Annotated in this window: 22 protein-coding genes, 1 tRNA gene and 2 pseudogenes; 23 read left to right on the top strand and 2 right to left on the bottom strand. The window is 54.9% G+C overall.

Features of this window, described 5'->3' with window-relative positions:
* Window positions 1-106 precede the first annotated feature (106 nt).
* The 8 genes from MCG44_RS06795 to MCG44_RS06830 all read left to right on the top strand — a co-directional run bounded on the left by MCG44_RS06795 (window position 107) and on the right by MCG44_RS06830 (window position 4964).
* Window positions 107-370 (top strand): HPr family phosphocarrier protein, encoded by a 264-nt coding sequence (locus MCG44_RS06795; protein ID WP_023347782.1) that lies wholly within the window; start codon window positions 107-109, stop codon window positions 368-370.
* A 71-nt stretch (window positions 371-441) separates the two neighbouring features.
* Complete coding sequence (gene uvrC, locus MCG44_RS06800) at window positions 442-2286, top strand: excinuclease ABC subunit UvrC (RefSeq protein ID WP_240287411.1); 1845 nt, start codon at window positions 442-444, stop codon at window positions 2284-2286.
* Window positions 2267-2716 (top strand): GNAT family N-acetyltransferase, encoded by a 450-nt coding sequence (locus MCG44_RS06805; RefSeq protein ID WP_186853233.1) that lies wholly within the window; start codon window positions 2267-2269, stop codon window positions 2714-2716. Before uvrC ends, MCG44_RS06805 begins: the two co-directional genes overlap by 20 nt.
* Window positions 2717-2734: 18 nt before the next feature.
* On the top strand, window positions 2735-3352 hold the full coding sequence (locus MCG44_RS06810; RefSeq protein ID WP_240287413.1) for an NUDIX hydrolase: 618 nt from the start codon (window positions 2735-2737) through the stop codon (window positions 3350-3352).
* Between the two features lie 138 nt (window positions 3353-3490).
* Window positions 3491-3577: transfer RNA gene (locus tag MCG44_RS06815), tRNA-Leu, on the top strand.
* A gap of 203 nt (window positions 3578-3780) precedes the next feature.
* Window positions 3781-4182, top strand: coding sequence for a hypothetical protein (locus MCG44_RS06820; RefSeq protein WP_240287415.1), 402 nt, complete (start codon window positions 3781-3783; stop codon window positions 4180-4182).
* Between the two features lie 82 nt (window positions 4183-4264).
* Complete coding sequence (locus MCG44_RS06825) at window positions 4265-4594, top strand: helix-turn-helix domain-containing protein (RefSeq protein ID WP_147572003.1); 330 nt, start codon at window positions 4265-4267, stop codon at window positions 4592-4594.
* 1 nt (window position 4595) lies between these two features.
* A complete protein-coding gene (locus tag MCG44_RS06830; RefSeq protein ID WP_240287417.1) occupies window positions 4596-4964 on the top strand; it encodes a sporulation initiation factor Spo0A C-terminal domain-containing protein in 369 nt (122 codons plus the stop codon).
* A 118-nt stretch (window positions 4965-5082) separates the two neighbouring features.
* Here MCG44_RS06830 and MCG44_RS06835 read toward each other — a convergent pair whose 3' ends face one another.
* Entirely contained in the window at window positions 5083-5250 is a 168-nt protein-coding gene (locus MCG44_RS06835; RefSeq protein ID WP_186853235.1) for a hypothetical protein, read from the bottom strand.
* A gap of 177 nt (window positions 5251-5427) precedes the next feature.
* The gene (locus MCG44_RS06840) at window positions 5428-5592 is read right to left on the bottom strand and encodes a hypothetical protein (RefSeq protein WP_240287419.1); all 165 of its coding nucleotides are present in this window, start codon (window positions 5590-5592) and stop codon (window positions 5428-5430) included.
* 273 nt (window positions 5593-5865) lie between these two features.
* On the opposite strand from MCG44_RS06840, the gene MCG44_RS06845 reads away from it, so the two are divergent.
* The 15 genes and pseudogenes from MCG44_RS06845 (at window position 5866) to MCG44_RS06915 (ending at window position 19183) form a co-directional block, all read left to right on the top strand.
* Window positions 5866-6780 (top strand): ParB/RepB/Spo0J family partition protein, encoded by a 915-nt coding sequence (locus MCG44_RS06845; protein ID WP_240287421.1) that lies wholly within the window; start codon window positions 5866-5868, stop codon window positions 6778-6780.
* 51 nt (window positions 6781-6831) lie between these two features.
* Entirely contained in the window at window positions 6832-7446 is a 615-nt protein-coding gene (locus MCG44_RS06850; RefSeq protein WP_116705169.1) for a hypothetical protein, read from the top strand.
* Window positions 7436-7699, top strand: coding sequence for a DUF5720 family protein (locus MCG44_RS06855; RefSeq protein ID WP_021633188.1), 264 nt, complete (start codon window positions 7436-7438; stop codon window positions 7697-7699). The genes MCG44_RS06850 and MCG44_RS06855 overlap by 11 nt, the downstream gene beginning before the upstream one ends.
* Window positions 7700-7718: 19 nt before the next feature.
* Window positions 7719-8222, top strand: a complete 504-nt coding sequence (locus MCG44_RS06860) for a hypothetical protein (protein WP_007883215.1) — start codon at window positions 7719-7721, stop codon at window positions 8220-8222.
* Between the two features lie 34 nt (window positions 8223-8256).
* Window positions 8257-9039 carry a phosphoadenosine phosphosulfate reductase family protein gene (locus MCG44_RS06865; RefSeq protein WP_240287423.1) on the top strand — a complete coding sequence of 261 codons (783 nt, stop codon included), beginning with the start codon at window positions 8257-8259 and terminating at the stop codon, window positions 9037-9039.
* A 27-nt stretch (window positions 9040-9066) separates the two neighbouring features.
* The gene (locus MCG44_RS06870) at window positions 9067-9903 is read left to right on the top strand and encodes a DUF6017 domain-containing protein (protein ID WP_055270785.1); all 837 of its coding nucleotides are present in this window, start codon (window positions 9067-9069) and stop codon (window positions 9901-9903) included.
* A gap of 48 nt (window positions 9904-9951) precedes the next feature.
* Window positions 9952-10299 carry a hypothetical protein gene (locus MCG44_RS06875; protein WP_240288891.1) on the top strand — a complete coding sequence of 116 codons (348 nt, stop codon included), beginning with the start codon at window positions 9952-9954 and terminating at the stop codon, window positions 10297-10299.
* Window positions 10300-10381: 82 nt separating this feature from the next.
* Window positions 10382-10858, top strand: a complete 477-nt coding sequence (locus tag MCG44_RS06880; RefSeq protein WP_240287425.1) for a PcfB family protein — start codon at window positions 10382-10384, stop codon at window positions 10856-10858.
* Window positions 10855-12642 carry a VirD4-like conjugal transfer protein, CD1115 family gene (locus tag MCG44_RS06885; RefSeq protein ID WP_185916420.1) on the top strand — a complete coding sequence of 596 codons (1788 nt, stop codon included), beginning with the start codon at window positions 10855-10857 and terminating at the stop codon, window positions 12640-12642. The genes MCG44_RS06880 and MCG44_RS06885 overlap by 4 nt, the downstream gene beginning before the upstream one ends.
* Before the next feature lie 94 nt (window positions 12643-12736).
* Window positions 12737-12865, top strand: a pseudogene (locus MCG44_RS06890) (Maff2 family mobile element protein); the annotation flags it as partial.
* Between the two features lie 784 nt (window positions 12866-13649).
* A pseudogene (locus MCG44_RS06895) lies at window positions 13650-13748 on the top strand (Maff2 family mobile element protein); the annotation flags it as partial.
* 80 nt (window positions 13749-13828) lie between these two features.
* Window positions 13829-14698 (top strand): VirB6/TrbL-like conjugal transfer protein, CD1112 family, encoded by an 870-nt coding sequence (locus tag MCG44_RS06900; RefSeq protein WP_021633196.1) that lies wholly within the window; start codon window positions 13829-13831, stop codon window positions 14696-14698.
* A gap of 21 nt (window positions 14699-14719) precedes the next feature.
* Window positions 14720-15151: a PrgI family protein gene (locus tag MCG44_RS06905; protein ID WP_240287427.1), complete on the top strand. Its 432-nt coding sequence runs from the start codon at window positions 14720-14722 to the stop codon at window positions 15149-15151.
* Window positions 15072-17477, top strand: coding sequence for a VirB4-like conjugal transfer ATPase, CD1110 family (locus MCG44_RS06910; protein ID WP_240287428.1), 2406 nt, complete (start codon window positions 15072-15074; stop codon window positions 17475-17477). The genes MCG44_RS06905 and MCG44_RS06910 overlap by 80 nt, the downstream gene beginning before the upstream one ends.
* A complete protein-coding gene (locus MCG44_RS06915) occupies window positions 17474-19183 on the top strand; it encodes a C40 family peptidase (RefSeq protein ID WP_240287429.1) in 1710 nt (569 codons plus the stop codon). Before MCG44_RS06910 ends, MCG44_RS06915 begins: the two co-directional genes overlap by 4 nt.
* The last annotated feature ends 3 nt before the right edge of the window (window positions 19184-19186 follow it).

Raw genomic sequence — 19186 nt, forward strand, 5'->3', positions numbered from 1 at the left:
TTTTCCTGTAAGGAAAGAGTTAGATTTGTGAAAAATGTCATTGACGAGAACGGGATAAATCTGGTATGCTTAGACCATATAAAACGACCAGTGCGGAGGTACAGCCATGTATAGTCAGGAAGCAGTCGTGAACAATCAGGTCGGTCTGCACGCCAGACCCGCCACTTTCTTTATCCAGAAGGCCAACGAGTTCAAGAGCTCTATCTGGGTGGAGAAGGAGGAGCGCAAGGTCAATGCCAAGAGCCTGCTGGGCGTTTTGTCCTTGGGCATCGTCAAGGGTACTCCAATTAAACTGATCGCGGACGGGCCCGATGAGAAGGAAGCGGTCGAAGCACTCTACAAGATGATCTCCTCCGATTTTTCTGAGTAAGGCATTTCCCATGAAAAGGCACCGCTTGGCGGTGCCTTTTTTGATATTTCCCCAAAAGGAGGGAGCGCGCCATGACCTTTGAGGAACTGAAAGAAAAAGCCCATAGCCTGCCGCTGAAGCCCGGCGTGTATATCATGCAGGACGCAAAGAATACTGTCATCTATGTAGGTAAGGCGAAGGCGCTGAAAAACCGGGTGAGCCAGTACTTTGCGAATCTGGCCTCCCATACGGAAAAGACTAGGGCCATGGTATCCCAGATCGACCACTTTGACGTCATTGTGGCTGACAGCGAGTTTGAGGCCCTGGTCCTGGAGTGCTCTCTCATCAAGCGGCACCAGCCCAGGTACAATATTCTGCTGAAGGACGATAAAGGCTATCCCTATATCCGCCTGTCTAATGAGGCGTATCCCCGCTTTTCCCTGGCGGCCCGACCGGCGGAGGATGGAGCGAGGTACTTTGGGCCCTACGCCAGCCGCCACAGCACCCAAGCGATTATCGACGCCCTGCGTACCGCCCTGCGCCTGCCCTCCTGCCGGAAGAAGTTTCCCAGGGATATCGGCAAGGAGCGGCCCTGCCTCAACTTTCATATGGGCAAGTGTGACGGCTACTGCCGGGGGGATGAGCTGAAGGCCCAGCATGACCAGGCGGTGTCCCAGGCCGTGTCCCTGCTGGAGGGGCGGTTCAAGGAAGTACAGGCAGATCTGGCCACAGAGATGGAGCGGGTGGCAGAAGAACTGCGCTTTGAACAGGCAGCCCAGCTGCGGGACCGACTGAGAGCCATCGAGCTGCTTGGAAAACGGCAGAAGGTAGTGGCCGGCTCCTTGGCGGATACTGATGTGGCCGGTTTTTTCCGAGGGGAGGCCAAGAGCTGTTTCGTGGTCCTCCACTACATGGAGGGGGAGCTGGCCGCCAAAGACTTTGATCTGCTGGAAACCCCGATGGAAGAGGATGAGGAGAGCGTCCTATCCTCTCTGGTCCGGGAATACTATGTGGGCCGTAACCGTCTGCCCCGGCAGATACTGCTCCCTTGTGAACTGGTGGACCAGGTACCATTGACCCGCCTGCTGTCCGAGCAGGTGGAGCGGAAAGTGGAACTTGTCACCCCCCAGCGGGGGGCCAAGATGGACCTGATCCGCTTGGCCAACCAAAATGCCCAGGAGGAGGTGGAACGGGCCACCACACGGGAGGAGCGGCAGAACAAGCTGCTGGAGGCGCTGGGGAAGATGCTGGGGCTGGAACAGCCGCCCCGGCGGATGGAGTCCTACGATATCTCCAATCAGGGAGCCAGCGACATTGTGGCCTCCATGGTGGTATATGCGGACGGCAGGCCCCTCAAGCGGGATTACAGGCGCTTCAAGCTGAAGGACATGACCGGGCCGGATGACTACGCCTCCATGGAGCAAGTGCTTACCCGGCGATTCCGCCGCTATCTAGAGGGGGATGAGAAGTTTGCCGACCGTCCCGACCTGCTGCTTATTGACGGCGGTCATGAGCATGTAAAGGTGGCCCAGCGGGTGCTGGAGTCAATGAGGCTGGAGATCCCCGCCTTCGGTATGGTAAAGGACGACCGGCACCGTACCCGTGCCCTGGTCCATCCGGATGGGCGGGAAATCGGCATCCAGTCTATCCCCGCGGTGTTCGCCCTGATCGGCCAGATCCAGGAGGAGACCCACCGTTTCGCCATCGAATACCACCGTCAGCTCCAGTCGGGGCACATGAAGACCTCAGTGCTGGATCAGATCCCCAGTGTGGGCGAGGCGCGCCGCACCCAACTCCTCAAACACTTTAAGACCATCAAAGCGATCAGAGGAGCCTCTCTGGAGCAACTCCGGGAGGTGGTGCCCAGGAACACCGCTCAAGCGGTATATTATTATTTCCATCAGGAGGAACAAGACCATGAAGATCCAGACCATTGAGAACAGGATGCCGGAGCTGATCGGCGTCCTCACCCAAGTGTGGGAGGATTCTGTCCGAGCTACCCACCACTTCCTGATGCCCGGAGACGTGGAGCGCATCAAGGAGTATGTGCCCCAGGCCATTGGCGGGATTGGGAAGCTGGCGGTGGCCTTTAACGAGCAGGACCGTCCCGTGGGCTTTCTGGGCGTGGAGGGAGAGATGATCGAGATGCTTTTCCTGGACCCCGCGGTGCGGGGCAATGGTTTGGGTCGGTCCATGATGGACTACGCCGTCAAGAATTTCGGTGCCAGCAAGGTAAACGTCAACGAGCAGAATAGGGGAGCCAAAGGATTTTATGAGCACATGGGCTTTTCCGTCTGCCGCCGGACGGACACCGACGATCAGGGGAGGCCTTATCCCATCCTGTATATGGAACTGAAAAGGGCATGACTTAGGAGGAGAAGCGCCGTGGACAGAAAAAAGCTATGGCTGGACTGGGCGGTGGAGCTCCAGAGCTTGGCGCAGGCCGGGTTGTATTATGGCAAGGACAAATTCGACCGGGAGAGGTATGCCCGTATCCGGGAGATCGCCGCGGAGATACTGGCCTTCCAAGGAGATATGCCGCTGGAAAAGGTAAAGGACCTGTTCTGTTGTGAAACTGGGTATCAGACCCCGAAGCTGGCCACCCGGGCCGCTGTTTTTCAGGGGGAGAGGATTCTCCTCGTTCAGGAGCCGAAGGGGTGGGCTCTGCCCGGAGGCTGGGTGGACATGGATATCTCCGTAGCGGAGAATACCGTGAAAGAGGTGCGGGAGGAAGCAGGACTGGAGGTGAGGGCAGACCGGCTGATTGCCCTTCTGGATGGGGAGCGGCATCACACCACGGTGTATCCCTGGAAGGTGACCATCGCCTTTGTCCTGTGTACTCTGGTGGGCGGAGCATTTCAGGAGAATCTGGAGACGACGGCCAGCGGTTGGTTCCCTCTGGATTCCATGCCTCCGCTGGACTGGGAAAAGACGACTCGGGAACAGTTGGAGCTATGCTTCCGGGCCAGAGCGGCGGTGCACTGGCATACTCTTCTGGAGTGAGCGGGTTCTTCCTGGAAGCCTGATCGTAGAATAAATCGCTTTCCTTTTAAGAGAGGAGAGCAGGGCCGTGGAAGGAGCAAAATTTTCTCTTGCAAATCCTCTGACTTTCATGTATAATATTCCCTGCATCAGATACCAGCCGGTGTGATGGAATTGGTAGACGTAGTGGACTCAAAATCCACCGCTGGCGACAGCGTACCGGTTCGAGTCCGGTCACCGGCACCACGTCGGAGCAAGCTTTGTATCGCTTGCTCCGACTTTTTTTGCAAAAGTCAGAGCGCGCTCACGCCGCTGCTCCTCCTTTCTAAATCGAACCCGCTGCGCTGGGCTTCGATTTGGTTTTGGGTGCAGGCTTGGAAGCTGCTGGCATCTATACTGCTGTGATATTCCACGTCGGAGCAAAGTCCGCTTTGCTCCGACATCTTTTTATGTCTGGGGCAAAAAAGACATCATCTGTCCGCTCCCTTGCTCCTCTTTTCCAAATCGGAACCGCTGCGCTGGATTACGATTTGGTATCGCAGCTTCGCTGCGCTTTTATTGCGTGCATGAAAATATGGATTTTAGTCGCTCTTTGCCTGCCCGCAATCCTTTTGCTTTTTGCGGATTGCGGGCTTTTTATGTTATTTTATCTTCTTCTTGATATGAATTTTTTGAGTTCTTTTCCGCATCTCAGGACTACTTTTGGAGCGGCATTGGGAGTTTATTCCGGCTGCATCAAAACATCGACAAGCTGGCAAAGGGATTATAGACAAATAAAGGTGGAGAAACGGCGTATAAGACAGAAAAAAAGGAGGTATCGCTGGCGGCAAATCACTTTGACCGAAAATTGACGAAAAAAACCGAAATCCCGGTCACCCAAACTGCATATTTTCCCTTATTCTTATATTGAGAAATAAAAAGGAGGGGAATTGTGTGGAACGAACCAATCACCTATCAGACAACTTAAAAGCATACAAGGAGGGAATGGGAAAAAGTCTTTCAGATTTTGCCAGGGAACTCAGCATTCCAAAGTCGACAATTCAGGCGGCGATGGCCGACGGAAATACGACATTGGATACCCTGATCCGCATCGCCAATGCACTAGGAGTTTCGCTGGATGAACTGGTATTCGGAACGGTGTCTATAGAGGCGGCAGGAAAAGCGAGATGCCTTCTGCGCCAGGTCGAGTGGTATCATTTTTTGCCAGCGGACAAGCAAGAGGCTTTTCAATATCATTTTGGGGAGATACTAAAGCTGTTGTAATATGAAAAACATGATTTTTGACACATCCGCGGAGATGACTGATATTTATGACCTGTTGCTCCGCTTGGGAGTTACCGCGAACTACATAGGCTTTTTCCATACAGCCTTCGCGGTGCATCTCGCGATCCAGGAGCCGGAGCGGCTTCTGCTGGTAACCAAATGCCTATACCCTGAGGTGGCGGGGCAATACCAGACCAACTGGAGCTGCGTTGAGCGCAACATCCGGATGATAGCAGAAATTGCGTGGAACCGCAGCCGTCCATTCCTAGAAGAGCTGGCCCACCATCCACTGATGGACAGACCAAAAGCATCTGAATTTTTGGCGATTTTGGCTGCCTATCTTTTGCCCCGCCAGTATGGTGATACATGAAATTGGGAAAAGGAGGGGGAGGCATCCGTTTTAGCGGATGCCTCCCCCTCCTTTTTTGGCGGGTTTGTCGTCTGCCCTATGAAGGGCTGCGAAGCAGCTGCCCACGGGCGGCAGGGGTTTACATGATGTGCTCCTCGGCGCAGTTGTCCAGGACGCGGAAACCCATATCCTCTCGAGTGGCCACATGGAAGTGGGCGATGCTGGTCGGGTCGAACTTGGGACACAGACGAAGCTCCGGACTCAGACGCAGGTCCTCCACAGAATTTCTAAATTCCTGCTTTTTCACAGAGATCACCCCCGGAAACAGTATTTCCAATCCCAGCCGCCGCTATGAGCAGATGAGCGCAAAATAGCTTCCGCAACCGGCGGTTGCAAATAGAGAAAACCGCCCATCCCTTGAAACTGCTGGGGTGAGCGGCTTTTTCTTCTTATTTTGCAGGGTGTTTTCCCTTTAGTTTTCCCTTTACAGGTTTAGAACGTTTTTCATAAAACCTTCCATGCGGGTGGCGCTGTCCTGTTTCATGCGTTCTGTGAAATGGCCGTATCTGTCGAGGGTAAAAGCGGCGGAGGCGTGGCCGAGGTTCCCTTGTATGGTCTTTATATCATCCCCGGCGCGGATGGCGTTCACGGCGTAGGTATGCCCTTACGGTATAATTACGACAAACCGGAAAAACCCCGTATATCAAGGGTTTTCGGTTATCTGGCAAGGTTTTTCATCCTTTTCCAAACCGAAAAATCGAGCCGCGAAGTAGTTATATCGTAGGGGGTGTTATAGTAACGACAAAAACTAAATACTGTTTGGGCGGGCTGTCAGCCCGTCCAAGAAATCAGGACATTTCCTCTGAAAAGAAGAAATGTCCTTTTTTTGTACCCAAAATCAGATGCCGACAGGAGGAACACGATGACTGAAAAAACAGCGCAGAAAGAACCGGGCAAAAAGCCCGTGCCATCCAAAAAGCCGAAACCGCAGCAGGAAGTAGTCGTTCAGATTCCGCTCTCCGAGCTGCATCCATTCCCGGATCATCCCTTTCAAGTGCGGGAGGATGCGTCCATGCAGGAAACCGCCGAAAGTGTCAAGGAATACGGCGTCCTCGTCCCCGCGCTGGCACGGCCACGGGAGGACGGCGGTTATGAGCTGATTGCAGGCCACCGCCGCAAACACGCCTGCGAGCTGGCTGGGCTGGCCACCATGCCCGTCATTGTCCGCGACATTGACCGGGACGCTGCCACCATCATCATGGTGGACAGCAACCTTCAGCGTGAGAACATTCTCCCCTCCGAACGCGCCAAAGCCTACAAGATGAAGATGGAGGCAATCAAGCGGCAGGGCGCACGGACGGATCTGACTTCGCCGAAAATTTCGGCGAAGTTCCGCAGCGATGATGAAGTTGGTCAGGATGCCGGTGTGAGCGGAGATACCATCCGCAACTACATCGCCCTGACGCAGTTAGTCCCGGAGCTTCAGCAGATGGTGGACGAAAAGAAAATTGCCCTCAGTCCTGCCTACCAGATCGCGGCACTGACACCCAAGGAGCAAGGCTTGCTTCTGGAAACCATCGACAGCGAACAGGCTACCCCCTCGCTCTCACAGGCGCAGCGGATGAAAAAGCTCAGTCAGAGCGGCGAGCTGAACGAGGACACCATGCTCTCCATTATGATGGAGCAGAAGAAACCGGAGAAAAACGACATTACCCTTTCCGGTGAAAAGCTCCGCAAATACTTCCCGCGTTCCTATACCCCATTTCAGATTGAGAACACCATCTTCAAATTACTGGACGCATGGCAGAAAAAGCGCCAGCGCGATCAGAGCCGATGAGCGGACAAGCAGTTTGTTTGTCCGCTATTTTCATGCCAAAAGGAGGACGCCATGTATATCAACACATTCAAATATACCCCCAAGGATGTGAGCTGCCAGCTCTGTACCGAGTATGTGAAAAAGCTGGGCTGTACCGCCCTGCGCTGCCCGTGGCTGGCCGAGCGCATCGAGGCCGGTGTGGTCGGCTACCGCGAGGCAGTCTTAGAGACATTTCCCCATGAACGCCGCCTGTTCCAGCGCCTGAACCTGCTGATCAAGCACTATCCCGGAAGCCTTTGGAGCAACGAGCAGCATGAGCGCCGAATGCAGTATCAATGCGCCGTGCAGGGCTACCGCCGCCGCAGGGATACCAACGCCTACTATGCGGCCATGTACCTGCTGACTTCCAACGACGATATTTACCGCCGCACGGCAAACTGCTTCTGCAAGGACGGGATCGAGTTCGGCTATGCGGTGCTGAAAAACACCTCGCCGCACAACTACGCGCTGTTCATGGCGGCGCGTGACCTCTGCGACAAGACGGAGGCCGTCACAATGGCGGACTTAGCAGAACCGGAGGTGATCGACCCGGAGGCGCTGCGCCTGATCGTCAACGCCACTTTGATCGCCCGCTATGGGCTTGCCGCCTTTCAGATCAGAGCGCGAGGTGCCGAATATGAACGCTGATGATTTTGTCGGCGGGCACAGCATCCTTGCGCTGGAGCGTTTTATGGACGAAACCCGCCACATGATTATTTTTGATGTCCTGTCGTGGAAATCCCCTGTGGGAGAAAAGGGCGAACGGCTGCGGCTGTTTCTCTCCGACGTGGGATATGCCAAGGCGCAGGCATCCGAGAGGCGCGGAGAAATCAAAATCCGCAAACACGCCGCCGTCATTGAGGGGCATATCCTCCCTGACCGGAAAAAGCGGCGGCACTAAAATGATTGGAGGAATTACCATGAGCAGAGTAACAGAGCTGGAAAAAGCGCTGACCACGCTGTTCCGCAAGGGTACGGAGGTCGGCTACACGGAAACGGAGATCGACGAGTTTCTGGAAAACATCGACTATCACGCCCTGCTGCAAGCCGTTTGGAACAAGGCTGAAACGGTCTATGCCTACCGCGCAGACGGCAAAAATGCGCTGAGCTTGGACTATCGAAGCGCGGAGCTGTTCAAGCAGCGAGCGACGCTTCTCTATGAGGACGTGGGCGACAGCTATATCGGCGCGGTGTTTGCCGCCCGGTCGATGGAGCTGTGGCTGCTGGAGGATATGGGCTTTGCCGTCGTTGCCAAATTCAGCGTGAACGCCGGAGAAGGCGAATACGTCACCGAGTACCGCGTCTACAAGGGCAGCGATTGGGCAGACAGCGAGATTTCTCTGGATTTGGAGGACTTGGTGGCCGAGCTTGCCGCCCTGTGCGATCCCTACTACGAACACGAGCAGCCCATCTATGAGCTGTGATGTGGGAAAGGAGTGAAAACGGAGCGGCTTCCCCATGCGGGAAACCATTCAGAACGCGAACGGCAAGCAGTTTCACGCCGTCAGCCTGTCCGGTGGCAAGGACAGTTCCGCCATGCTGCTTTTGATGATCGAACGGGATATGCCCATCGACATGGTGCTGTCAGCGGACACCGGCATGGAGTTCCCGGAAATGTATGAACACCTTGCCAAACTGGACGAGCATCTTTTCCGGGAGCGCGGCATCCATATCACCACGCTGCGGCATCCCAAGGGCTTTGAATACCTGATGTTCGACGAACCCAAGCAGAAGCCCCGCAGTCTGGAAAACCGTGCAAAGCTGGGCATCCCGCCCTACGGCAACGGCTGGCCGGGAATCCGCGTCCGCTGGTGTACCGGGCAGCTCAAAACGCACCTCATCACCAAGGAGGTCAACCGGCTCAAAGGCGAGCTGGGCGCGATCCACTACGTCGGCATCGCCACCGATGAAGCGTGGCGCTGCAAGGACGAGCGGTATCCCCTCGTGGAATGGGGCATCACGGAGGCGCAGGCGCTCCAAGCCTGTTACGACCGTGGCTTTGACTTCGGCGGGCTGTATGAGATTTACCACCGTGCGTCCTGCTGGTGCTGCCCGTTCCAGCGTATCGACGAGCTGCGGAAGCTGCGAAAGCATCACCCGGAGCTTTGGGAAAAGCTGCTGGAGCTGGATCGCCGTGCGCTGGCGCAGTTCGGCACCGGCCCGCTGGGACAGTTCAAGCAGAACTGGAGCGTGGAGCGGCTGGATACGCGGTTTGCCGAGGAGGACGGCCAAACAGGTTGACTGCCCTGCGGAAAGGATTGAAGCAATATGGCTGTATTTCGCGTTGAACGGACGCGGGATTACACGGTGATGTGCAACCATCACCTGAAAGACAGCAATCTTTCCCTGAAAGCCAAGGGGCTGCTCTCCATGATGCTCTCCCTCCCCGACGAGTGGAACTACACCACGCGGGGGCTGGCTGCAATCTGCAAGGAGGGCGTGGACGCCATCGGGAAAACGCTCAAGGAGCTGGAGCTGGCGGGCTATATCATCCGCCGTCAGCTTCGCGGCAAGGACGGGCGCATTTCCGACACGGAGTACACCATCTTCGAGAAGCCTCGAAAGCCATCTCCACCGGATACGACTTTACCAGATACGGAAAACCCGTATCTGGATAACCCGGATACGGAGGCACCAGATACGGATAATCCCGCGCAATTAAATACTAAGAAATCTAATACTCAAAAATCAAATACTGATCTATCAAGCACTCATTCATTCTTTCTGCCTGCGGCGGACGGAATGACGGACGGATTTGAGAAAAAAGCGGAGATCAGAGAGCAAATCGAATACGACATTCTCTGTCAGCAGTATGACCGGATGCAGCTTGATGAGCTGGTGGAGATTATGCTGGAGGTTGCTATGAACCGCAGCCCCACAGTCAAGATCGGGCGGGATGCGGAGTATCCCACCGGCTTCGTGCAACAGCGCTTTGAAAAGATTACGTCCATGCACATCGAAAAGGTCATGGACGGTATCCGTGAGAACACCACCCGCGTTTGGAATACGAAAGCCTATCTCATGGCGGCGCTGTTCAATTCCGTTTCCACCATCGACAACCACTACGCCATGCTGGTCAATCACGATTTTCACGGCGGCCCCTAAAGGCCGTCATTTTTCATGCCCGATTCCGGGAGAAAGGATTTGATACCGATGAAACGCCCCCTTGCCTACATCACCGCTCCGTGGAGCGAGAATGAGTTTGAGAACACCGAAAACGCCGCCAAGTATTGCAGGGCGGTCTATGACGCGGGCTTTTCGCCCGTCTGCCCCGCGCTGTTTTTGCCGCTGTTCCTGCGCGATGAGATTCCGCAGGAGCATAAAGACGGCATCGACATGGCGCGGGAGCATCTGCGCCGCGCTCGTGTGCTGGTGGTTTGCGGCAGCACCGTGGATGAAAGCGTGAAAAACGACATCGCCGTGGCCGAGCGCCTGCGGATCACCGCCACCACGCTGGACGGCATCCTGACCGTCAAGGGACAGGGGCGCAGAAATGAATGAGCATCTTCTGCACCGGCTGGTGGTACCGCCTTAGTGTCCCGGCATTCTCCCTGCAAATCCAAGGAAAGGAGCGTGATAAGTCATGCAGGAAGAAGTTGAACAGAGAATCGTATCCCTGATGATCTCCTGTGGGAAGCTGGGTGAACAGGAATTTCGTAAGGCCGTTGCCAAGCTGCTGGAGCAGCTAAAAAGCGGCCATCAGAAGCATCAGTACAGCAAGGCCAATCCCCACGGAAAAATGACCGTCAAGCAGCTTGCCGCCAAGGATAAGGGATTGCAGAGCATTGAAGTCACCGATCAGAATATCGGCTCATTCAACCGGATCGCCCGGAAGTATGGCATTGACTTCGCTCCATTCAAGGTCAAGGGCGAAAAGCGGTACATGGTGTTCTTCAAAGCGCCGGACGCCGACGCCATGACCGCCGCGTTCAAGGAATACACTGCCAAACAGGTCAGGAAGGCGGAACGCCCCTCGGTGCTGGAAAAGCTGCAACACTTCAAGTCGCTCATTCAGGCGGCTGTGGTGGACAGGACAAAGCGGAAGGAGCTGGAACGATGAAGCAAGTCAACGTCAAAAAGCTCATCCTTCCCAATATTCCGTATGTGTTCATCGCGCTGCTGGCCACCAAGGTCAGCGAGGCGGTGCGGCTGGCTCCCGGTTCGGACGCTTCGGCGAAGCTGCTGAACATTATGACCGGCCTGAACACGGCGTTCCACTCCCTTGTCCCCAGCTTTCATCTCATTGACCTGTGCGTGGGCGTTGCCGCCGCCATCGCCATTCGGCTGGCGGTCTATATCAAGGGCAAAAACGCAAAGAAATTCCGCAAAAATCTGGAGTACGGCAGCGCCCGTTGGGGAACCGCCGAGGACATCAAGCCCTACGTCGATCCCGCATTTGAGAACAACATCATTCTCACGCAGACGGAGCGGCTGACGATGAACAGCCGCCCAAAAGACCCGAAAACGGCGCGGAACAAAAATGTCCTGATCGTCGGCGGCAGCGGTTCGGGCAAGACCCGCTTTTGGTTGAAGCCCAATCTGCTCCAATGCACATCAAAAACCTATCCCACCAGCTTCGTCGTCACCGATCCCAAAGGGGACATCGTGGTTTCCTGCGGCCATGCGCTGCAAAAGAACGGGTATCAGATCAAGATTCTCAATTCCCTGAACTTCAAGAAGTCCATGCACTACAACCCGTTCGCCTACATCCACTCGGAAAAGGACATTTTGAAGCTGGTCACGACGCTGATCGCCAACACCAAGGGCGAGGGCAAAGCCGGTGACGATTTCTGGGTGAAAGCGGAAACGCTGCTCTACACCGCCCTTATCGGGTACATCCACTATGAAGCGCCGGTGGAGGAACAGAATTTCTCTACGCTCATTGAGTTTATCAATGCGATGGAGGTGCGCGAGGACGATGAGGACTTCAAAAATCCGGTGGACTTGATGTTCGACGAGCTGAAAAAGCGCAAGCCAGACCACTTCGCCGTCCGCCAATATGCCAAATTCAAGCTAAGTGCCGGCAAGACAGCTAAGAGTATCTTGATTTCCTGCGGCGCACGGCTTGCGCCCTTTGACATTCAGGAGCTTCGGGAGCTGACGGCCTATGACGAGCTGCAACTGGACACGCTGGGCGACCGAAAAACCGCCCTGTTCATCATCATGTCTGATACGGATGATACTTTTAACTTTCTCATTTCCATGTGCTATACCCAGCTTTTCAATCTGCTGTGCGAAAAGGCAGATGATGTGTACGGCGGGCGCTTGCCGGTTCACGTCCGCTGCCTGATCGACGAGGCCGCGAATATCGGCCAGATACCGAGGCTTGAGAAGCTGGTAGCGACAATCCGTTCCAGAGAAATCTCCTGCTGCCTTGTCTTGCAGGCGCAGAGCCAGCTCAAAGCCCTGTATAAAGACAGCGCGGATACGATTGTCGGCAATATGGACTGCTCCATCTTTTTGGGTGGAAAGGAACCCGGTACGCTGAAAGAGCTGGCGGCGGCGCTGGGCAAGGAAACCATCGACAGCTATAACACCGGCGAAAGCCGTGGCCGCGAGGTTTCCCATTCGCTGAACTATCAGAAATTGGGCAAGGAGCTGATGAGCGTGGATGAGCTTGCCGTGCTGGATGGCGGCAAGTGTATCTTGCAGCTTCGCGGCGTCCGTCCGTTTCTGTCCAACAAATATGATCTCACCAAGCATCCCCTCTACCGCTACACAGCGGATTATGACAAGAAATACGCCTTTGACATAGAGCGTTTTCTGTCCCATCGCCTCAAGCTCAAGCCGGATGATGCAGTTGAGGTGTATCAGGCAGACCTTTCCGGTGAACCTGTCGCCTGACGGCGGCAGCCTGTTTTGACAACGACTCGATGAAACTTCGTGGAAGAAATGTACCCTCCAAAATCTAAAAACATATTTTTCGGAGGTACTATTTATGGCTTTCTTTAATTCTGCTGTTGGTGTTCTTCAGACCCTCGTTGTGGCGCTGGGCGCTGGCCTTGGCATTTGGGGCGCAATCAATCTGCTGGAGGGCTACGGCAACGACAACCGTGCGATGCGTTCCTGACTGAAAAGGTCAGGCACAGGTCGAAGGACGAATGAAGTCCAAAACCTTGGAGAACTGATATTTCGATGGATGAAATGAGGGGGTAACGCCCCGAAGCGTCCACACTAATACTCCGACTGGCATAGGTGCGCAACCGCCGATTGTCAGAAGCTCGGTGAAGTCGGCAGAGAGATGCCGTAGTTTTGGCTGCAAGGCTGAAATCGAAAGCTGTCCAGAGGTGGATAGCGCATCCTATATGCCGGGTGTCAGCCGCACATGGTTAGTATGTATGGAAATACTGACGAACTTCTGAATGTACAAGTCTAAACGTTGATACCATCGAAACGGTGGTACTCCTTATACGGAGGTATTCGTGGACAAGTAAAAATGGTTGTTATGAAAGTCCATGTGCCGTTACAGGCGGCACGATTCGTAAAGAATTGAATACAGGCTTAGAGGAAGAACCTAAATGCGGCCCATGATAGAAATGTCGGAACGCAGGAAGCTGAAAACATTTAGCCTGTTGCAAGGCTGCGAGATGGTGGATGGGAATACCTTCGTGAGAAGGCAATAACCATTCTTTGTTTCAGTGAAAGTAGTGGCGTAGTACCTATGAAGCCGTGAAAAAGTAAACGGTGGAGGAAAGGCCACAAGTCGAATTTGGCAAAAGAAGCACACACAAAGTGTCGCAAGCCCTGTATGACCAAATTCGATGGAACGCCGTGTGCGGTGAAAGCTGCACGCACGGTGTGGAGCCGGGGAAAAGCTGGAGATCATATCAAATGCTTACCTATGGCTATCTGGTGCTAAATCTCAGGGCATGAAGCAGCTGATGGCCGGTGGCGGGGTGGCTTTGATTGGCATTACCCTCGTGCCGCTGCTGTCCGGTCTATTCGGCTAATCAGGCAGCTCGTTTGCTTCCCATAAATCCGCGGAGGGTGCCGCTTTCTGGCGGCATCCTCCCGAAAGGAGGGCAACCCTATGGATTTCTTATGGGATAAGATCACGGAATGGCTGAAAGAAATGCTCATCGGCGGTATCGTGAGCAATCTGTCCGGGATGTTCGATGCAACCAATCAAAAGGTTGCCGAGATCTCCGGTCAGGTGGGCTTATCGCCGCAGGCATGGAACGGCAGCATTTTCAGCATGATACAAAACCTGTCGGAAACCGTGATCGTCCCCATCGCAGGCGCAATTCTCGCCTTTGTGATGACGCTGGAGCTGATCCAGCTCATTACCGACAAAAATAACCTCAACGACATGGACACATGGATATTCTTCAAGTGGGCGTTCAAGTCCGCTGCCGCTGTCCTGATCGTGACAAACACATGGACGATTGTAATGGGCGTGTTCGATGCCGCCCAAAGCGTCGTTGCCAGCGCCTCCGGGCTGATTATCGGCGACACCAGCATCAACATTTCAAGCGTCATGGTGGGTATCGAGGATCGGCTGATGGAAATGGAGCTGGGGCCACTATTCGGCCTGTGGTTCCAATCGCTGTTCGTGGGCATTACCATGTGGGCGCTGACCATCTGCATTTTCATTATCACATTCGGAAGAATGATTGAAATATATCTCGTCACCTCTGTTGCCCCCATTCCGATGGCGACCATGATGGGCAAGGAATGGGGCGGCATGGGACAGAACTACATCCGTTCCTTGCTGGCGCTGGGCTTCCAAGCATTTTTGATTATCGTCTGCGTTGCCATTTACGCGGTTTTGGTGCAGAACATCGCGCTTGTGGATGACATCATCTACGCCATCTGGACTTGCATGGGCTACACGGTGCTGCTGTGCTTCTGCCTGTTCAAAACCAGCAGCCTTGCCAAGTCCGTGTTCAATGCCCACTAAGGCCAGAAAGGAGTGCAGATCATGGCCTATGTCAACGTCCCAAAGGACTTAACCAAAGTTAAGACCAAGGTATTATTCAACCTCACGAAACGGCAGCTTATCTGCTTCGGAAGCGGCACACTCATCGGCGTACCGCTTTTCTTCTTGCTCAAGGGCAGCATCGGCACCAGCCCCGCCGCCATGGTGATGATGGTGGTGATGATCCCGGCCATGCTGTTCGCCATGTATGAAAAGAACGGTCAGCCGTTGGAGGTCGTCATCCGCAACATCTACCGCGTGTGCTTTCAGAGGCCGAAGCAGCGCCCGTATAAGACCAACAATTTTTATGCCGTTCTGGAGCGGCAAAACCAGTTAGACCGGGAGGTGTATCAAATTGTCCGAAAAGAAAAAGCTGACCCGCACCGAACGAAAACAGATCGAAGCCGCCATCGCAAGAGCGAACCGAACGGATAAGAAAGAAAAATCGGCGCAGGACAGCATCCCGTATCAGCGTATGTGGCCGGACGGCATCTGTCGTGTGACCAATACGCGCTACACCAAAACGATCCAGTATCAGGACATCAACTACCAGCTCTCACAGAACGAGGACAAGACCGCCATCTTCGAGGCGTGGTGCGATTTCCTGAACTACTTTGACAGCTCCGTGCAATTCCAGCTTTCCTTTGTGAACCTCTCGGCTTCGCAGGAAACCTTTGCACGGAGCATTTCCATTCCGCCCTGCGGGGACGAGTTTGACGGCATCCGCGCCGAGTACGCCGGTATGCTGCAAAATCAGCTTGCCCGCGGCAACAACGGCCTCATTAAGACCAAGTATCTCACGTTCGGCGTTGAGGCCGACAACCTCCGCGCTGCCAAGCCCCGTTTGGAGCGCATCGAAACCGACCTCCTGAACAACTTCAAGCGGCTGGGCGTTGTGGCTGCGCCGCTGAACGGCTTTGAGCGCCTGCACGTCATGCACGACATTCTGCGGATGGACGAGCAGGAACCGTTCTGCTTTTCGTGGGACTGGCTGGCTCCCTCTGGGCTGTCCACCAAGGACTTTATCGCGCCCAGCTCCTTTGAGTTCAAGACCGGCAGGCAGTTTCGTATGGGCAAAAAGCTGGGCGCGGTCAGCTTCGTGCAGATTTTGGCACCAGAGCTGAATGACCGGATGCTGGCGGACTTTCTGGATATGGAGAGCAGCGTCCTCGTCAATCTCCATGTGCAGTCTGTGGATCAGGTCAACGCCATCAAGACCGTCAAGCGCAAGATCACCGATCTCGACAAGTCCAAAATCGAGGAACAGAAGAAAGCCGTCCGTGCAGGGTACGACATGGACATCATTCCAAGCGACCTTGCCACCTACGGTGCAGAGGCCAAGAAGCTGTTGCAGGATTTGCAGTCCCGCAATGAGCGAATGTTCCTGCTGACCTTCCTCATTCTCAACACGGCGGACACACCCCGGCAGCTCGACAACAACATCTTCCAGACCTCCAGCATTGCGCAGAAGTATAACTGTGCGCTGACCCGGCTGGACTTTCAGCAGGAGGAAGGACTGATGAGCAGTCTCCCGCTGGGGCTGAATCAGATCGAGATTCAGCGGGGCTTGACCACCTCCAGCGTAGCGATTTTCGTCCCCTTCACCACGCAGGAGCTGTTCCAGAACGGTTCGGAGGCGCTGTACTACGGCATCAACGCTCTTTCCAACAACCTTATCATGGTAGACCGGAAGCTGCTGAAAAATCCCAACGGTCTGATTTTAGGCACTCCCGGCAGCGGCAAGTCGTTTTCGGCAAAACGTGAGATTACCAATGCGTTTCTCATCTGCCCCAAGGATGACATCATCATCTGTGACCCGGAGGGCGAATATACACCGCTGGTGGAGCGTTTGCACGGTCAGGTCATTAAGCTGTCGCCCACTGGCAAGGGCTACGACGGTTCGCCCTGCTACATCAATCCGATGGACTTGAATCTGGATTACAGCGACGATGATAACCCGCTGAGCCTGAAATCCGACTTCATTCTGTCGCTGTGCGAGTTGATCGTCGGCGGCAAGGATGGGCTTGCCCCTGTGGAAAAGACCATCATCGACCGCTGCGTGCGCATCGTCTACCGGGACTACCTCAATGACCCGAAACCGGAGAATATGCCGCTGCTGGAGGACTTGTATGACGCCCTCCGTGCGCAGGATGAAAAGGAAGCGCAGTACATCGCCACTGCTTTGGAAATCTACGTCACCGGCTCTCTGAATGTGTTCAACCATCACACGAACGTGGATGTGAATAGCCGCATCGTCTGCTACGACATCAAGGAGCTTGGCAAGCAGCTCAAGAAAATCGGGATGCTGGTGGTGCAGGATCAGGTCTGGAACCGTGTGACCATCAACCGCGCCGCCCATAAAACGACCCGCTACTATCTTGACGAGTTCCATCTTCTCTTGAAGGAGGAACAGACGGCTTCGTACAGCGTCGAGATCTGGAAGCGCTATCGCAAATGGGGCGGCATCCCCACCGGGATCACGCAAAACGTCAAAGACCTGTTGTCCAGCCGCGAGGTTGAGAACATCTTTGAGAACAGCGATTTCATCTATATGCTCAATCAGGCCGCTGGCGACCGGCAGATTCTGGCGAAGCAGCTCAACATTTCGCCGCATCAGCTTTCTTATGTGACCCACTCCGGCGAGGGCGAGGGGCTGCTGTTCTACGGCAACACGATCCTGCCCTTCATTGACCACTTCCCGAAGGACACCGAGCTGTACCGCGTCATGACCACCAAACCGCAAGAGGTGGCGTCGGCATGAAAAGAGAACCGCGTTTGCAGTTTTCCGACGCCGATCTTGCCGAGCCGAAGCTGGAAAAGCCCATCAAGCGGGTGAAAAAAGCGGAGGCCAAGGCGGATAAGGCGCAGGCGAAAATCCCCAAGAAAACCGTGGTCAAAAAGGAACGCGGCTTTGATCCGGCCACCGGCAAGGTCAAAACGCAGCTCCGTTTTGAGGAAGTGGATAAGAAAAAGCCGCCCTCAAAGCTGACCCATGCCGTGCAGGATGCCCCCGCCAACCTCATTCTCTCTCAGGTTCATCGGGAGGTGCGGCAGAGCGAGGATGACAATGTAGGCGTAGAGGCCGCGCACAAGGTAGAGCAAGCCGTGGAGAGCGGCGGGCGGCTGGTGCAGTCTGCCCACCGCGCCCATCAGCTCAAGCCTTATCGTGCTGCCATCCGTGCAGAGAAAAAGCTGGAACGAGCCAATCTTGACGCGCTCCAGAAGAAAGCAGAGATCGACAGCCCCACCAGCAATCCCGTTTCCAAATGGCAGCAGAAGCAGGCAATTAAGAAGCAGTATGCCGCTGCCAAGCACAATCAGGCGGCGCAGACTACGGCAAAGGCAGCAGAGAATACCGCCAAGGCCGCGAAAAAGGCCGCTGAAAAGGCTGAGAAAGCGGGCAAATATGTGTGGGAACACCGGCGCGGCTTTGCCATTGCCGCCGCGATTCTGCTGATGCTGGCGTTTCTGCTCAACGGCCTGTCCTCCTGCTCGGTGATAATGGATGGCGTCGGCTCCGGGATCGCGGCCAGTACCTATCCGTCGCAGGACGCCGATATGCTGGGCGCGGAAGCGCAGTATTGCGAAATGGAGGTAGAGCTTCAGCGCTACCTCGACACCTACGAAAGCACCCACGACTACGATGAGTACCACTTTGATCTGGACACCATCGAGCATGACCCCTATGTACTCATTTCCATGATTACGGCGTTACATCAAGGGGAATGGACGCTGGATGAGGTGCAGGGTACGCTCCAGATGCTCTTTGACCGCCAGTACATTTTGACCGAGGATGTGGTGGTGGAAACCCGCTACCGCACAGAAACCGACACATGGACGGACGCGGACGGCAACACCCATACGGACACCTATCAGGTGCCGTATGACTACTACATCTGCACGGTCACGCTGGAAAACTTCAATCTCTCTCATGTTCCCGTCTACATTATGAGCGAAGAACAGCTCGGAATGTACGCCACCTATATGGCCACCCTCGGCAACCGTCCCGACCTGTTCCCCGGTTCAGGCTACATCGGCAAGTATGTGGAGGGCAGCTATACCGACTACGACATTCCCCCGGAGGCGCTGGACGATGAGGTATTCGCCGCCATTATCAAGGAAGCGGAAAAATATCTCGGCTACCCCTACGTTTGGGGCGGCAGCAGTCCCTCTACCTCATTTGACTGTTCGGGCTTCGTCAGTTGGGTCATCAATCATTCCGGTTGGAATGTGGGCAGACTGGGCGCGCAGGGGCTATGCAATATCTGTACGCCCGTATCCTCTGCCAATGTCAAACCGGGCGATCTGGTGTTTTTCACCGGAACGTATGATACCCCCGGTGTCAGCCATGTGGGTATCTACGTCGGCAACAATATGATGATCCACTGCGGAGATCCGATCTCTTATGCAAACTTAAATTCAAACTATTGGCAGTCCCATTTCTACCGTTATGGGCGCTTGCCGTAAAGG

This window comes from Lawsonibacter sp. OA9, assembly GCF_022440585.1.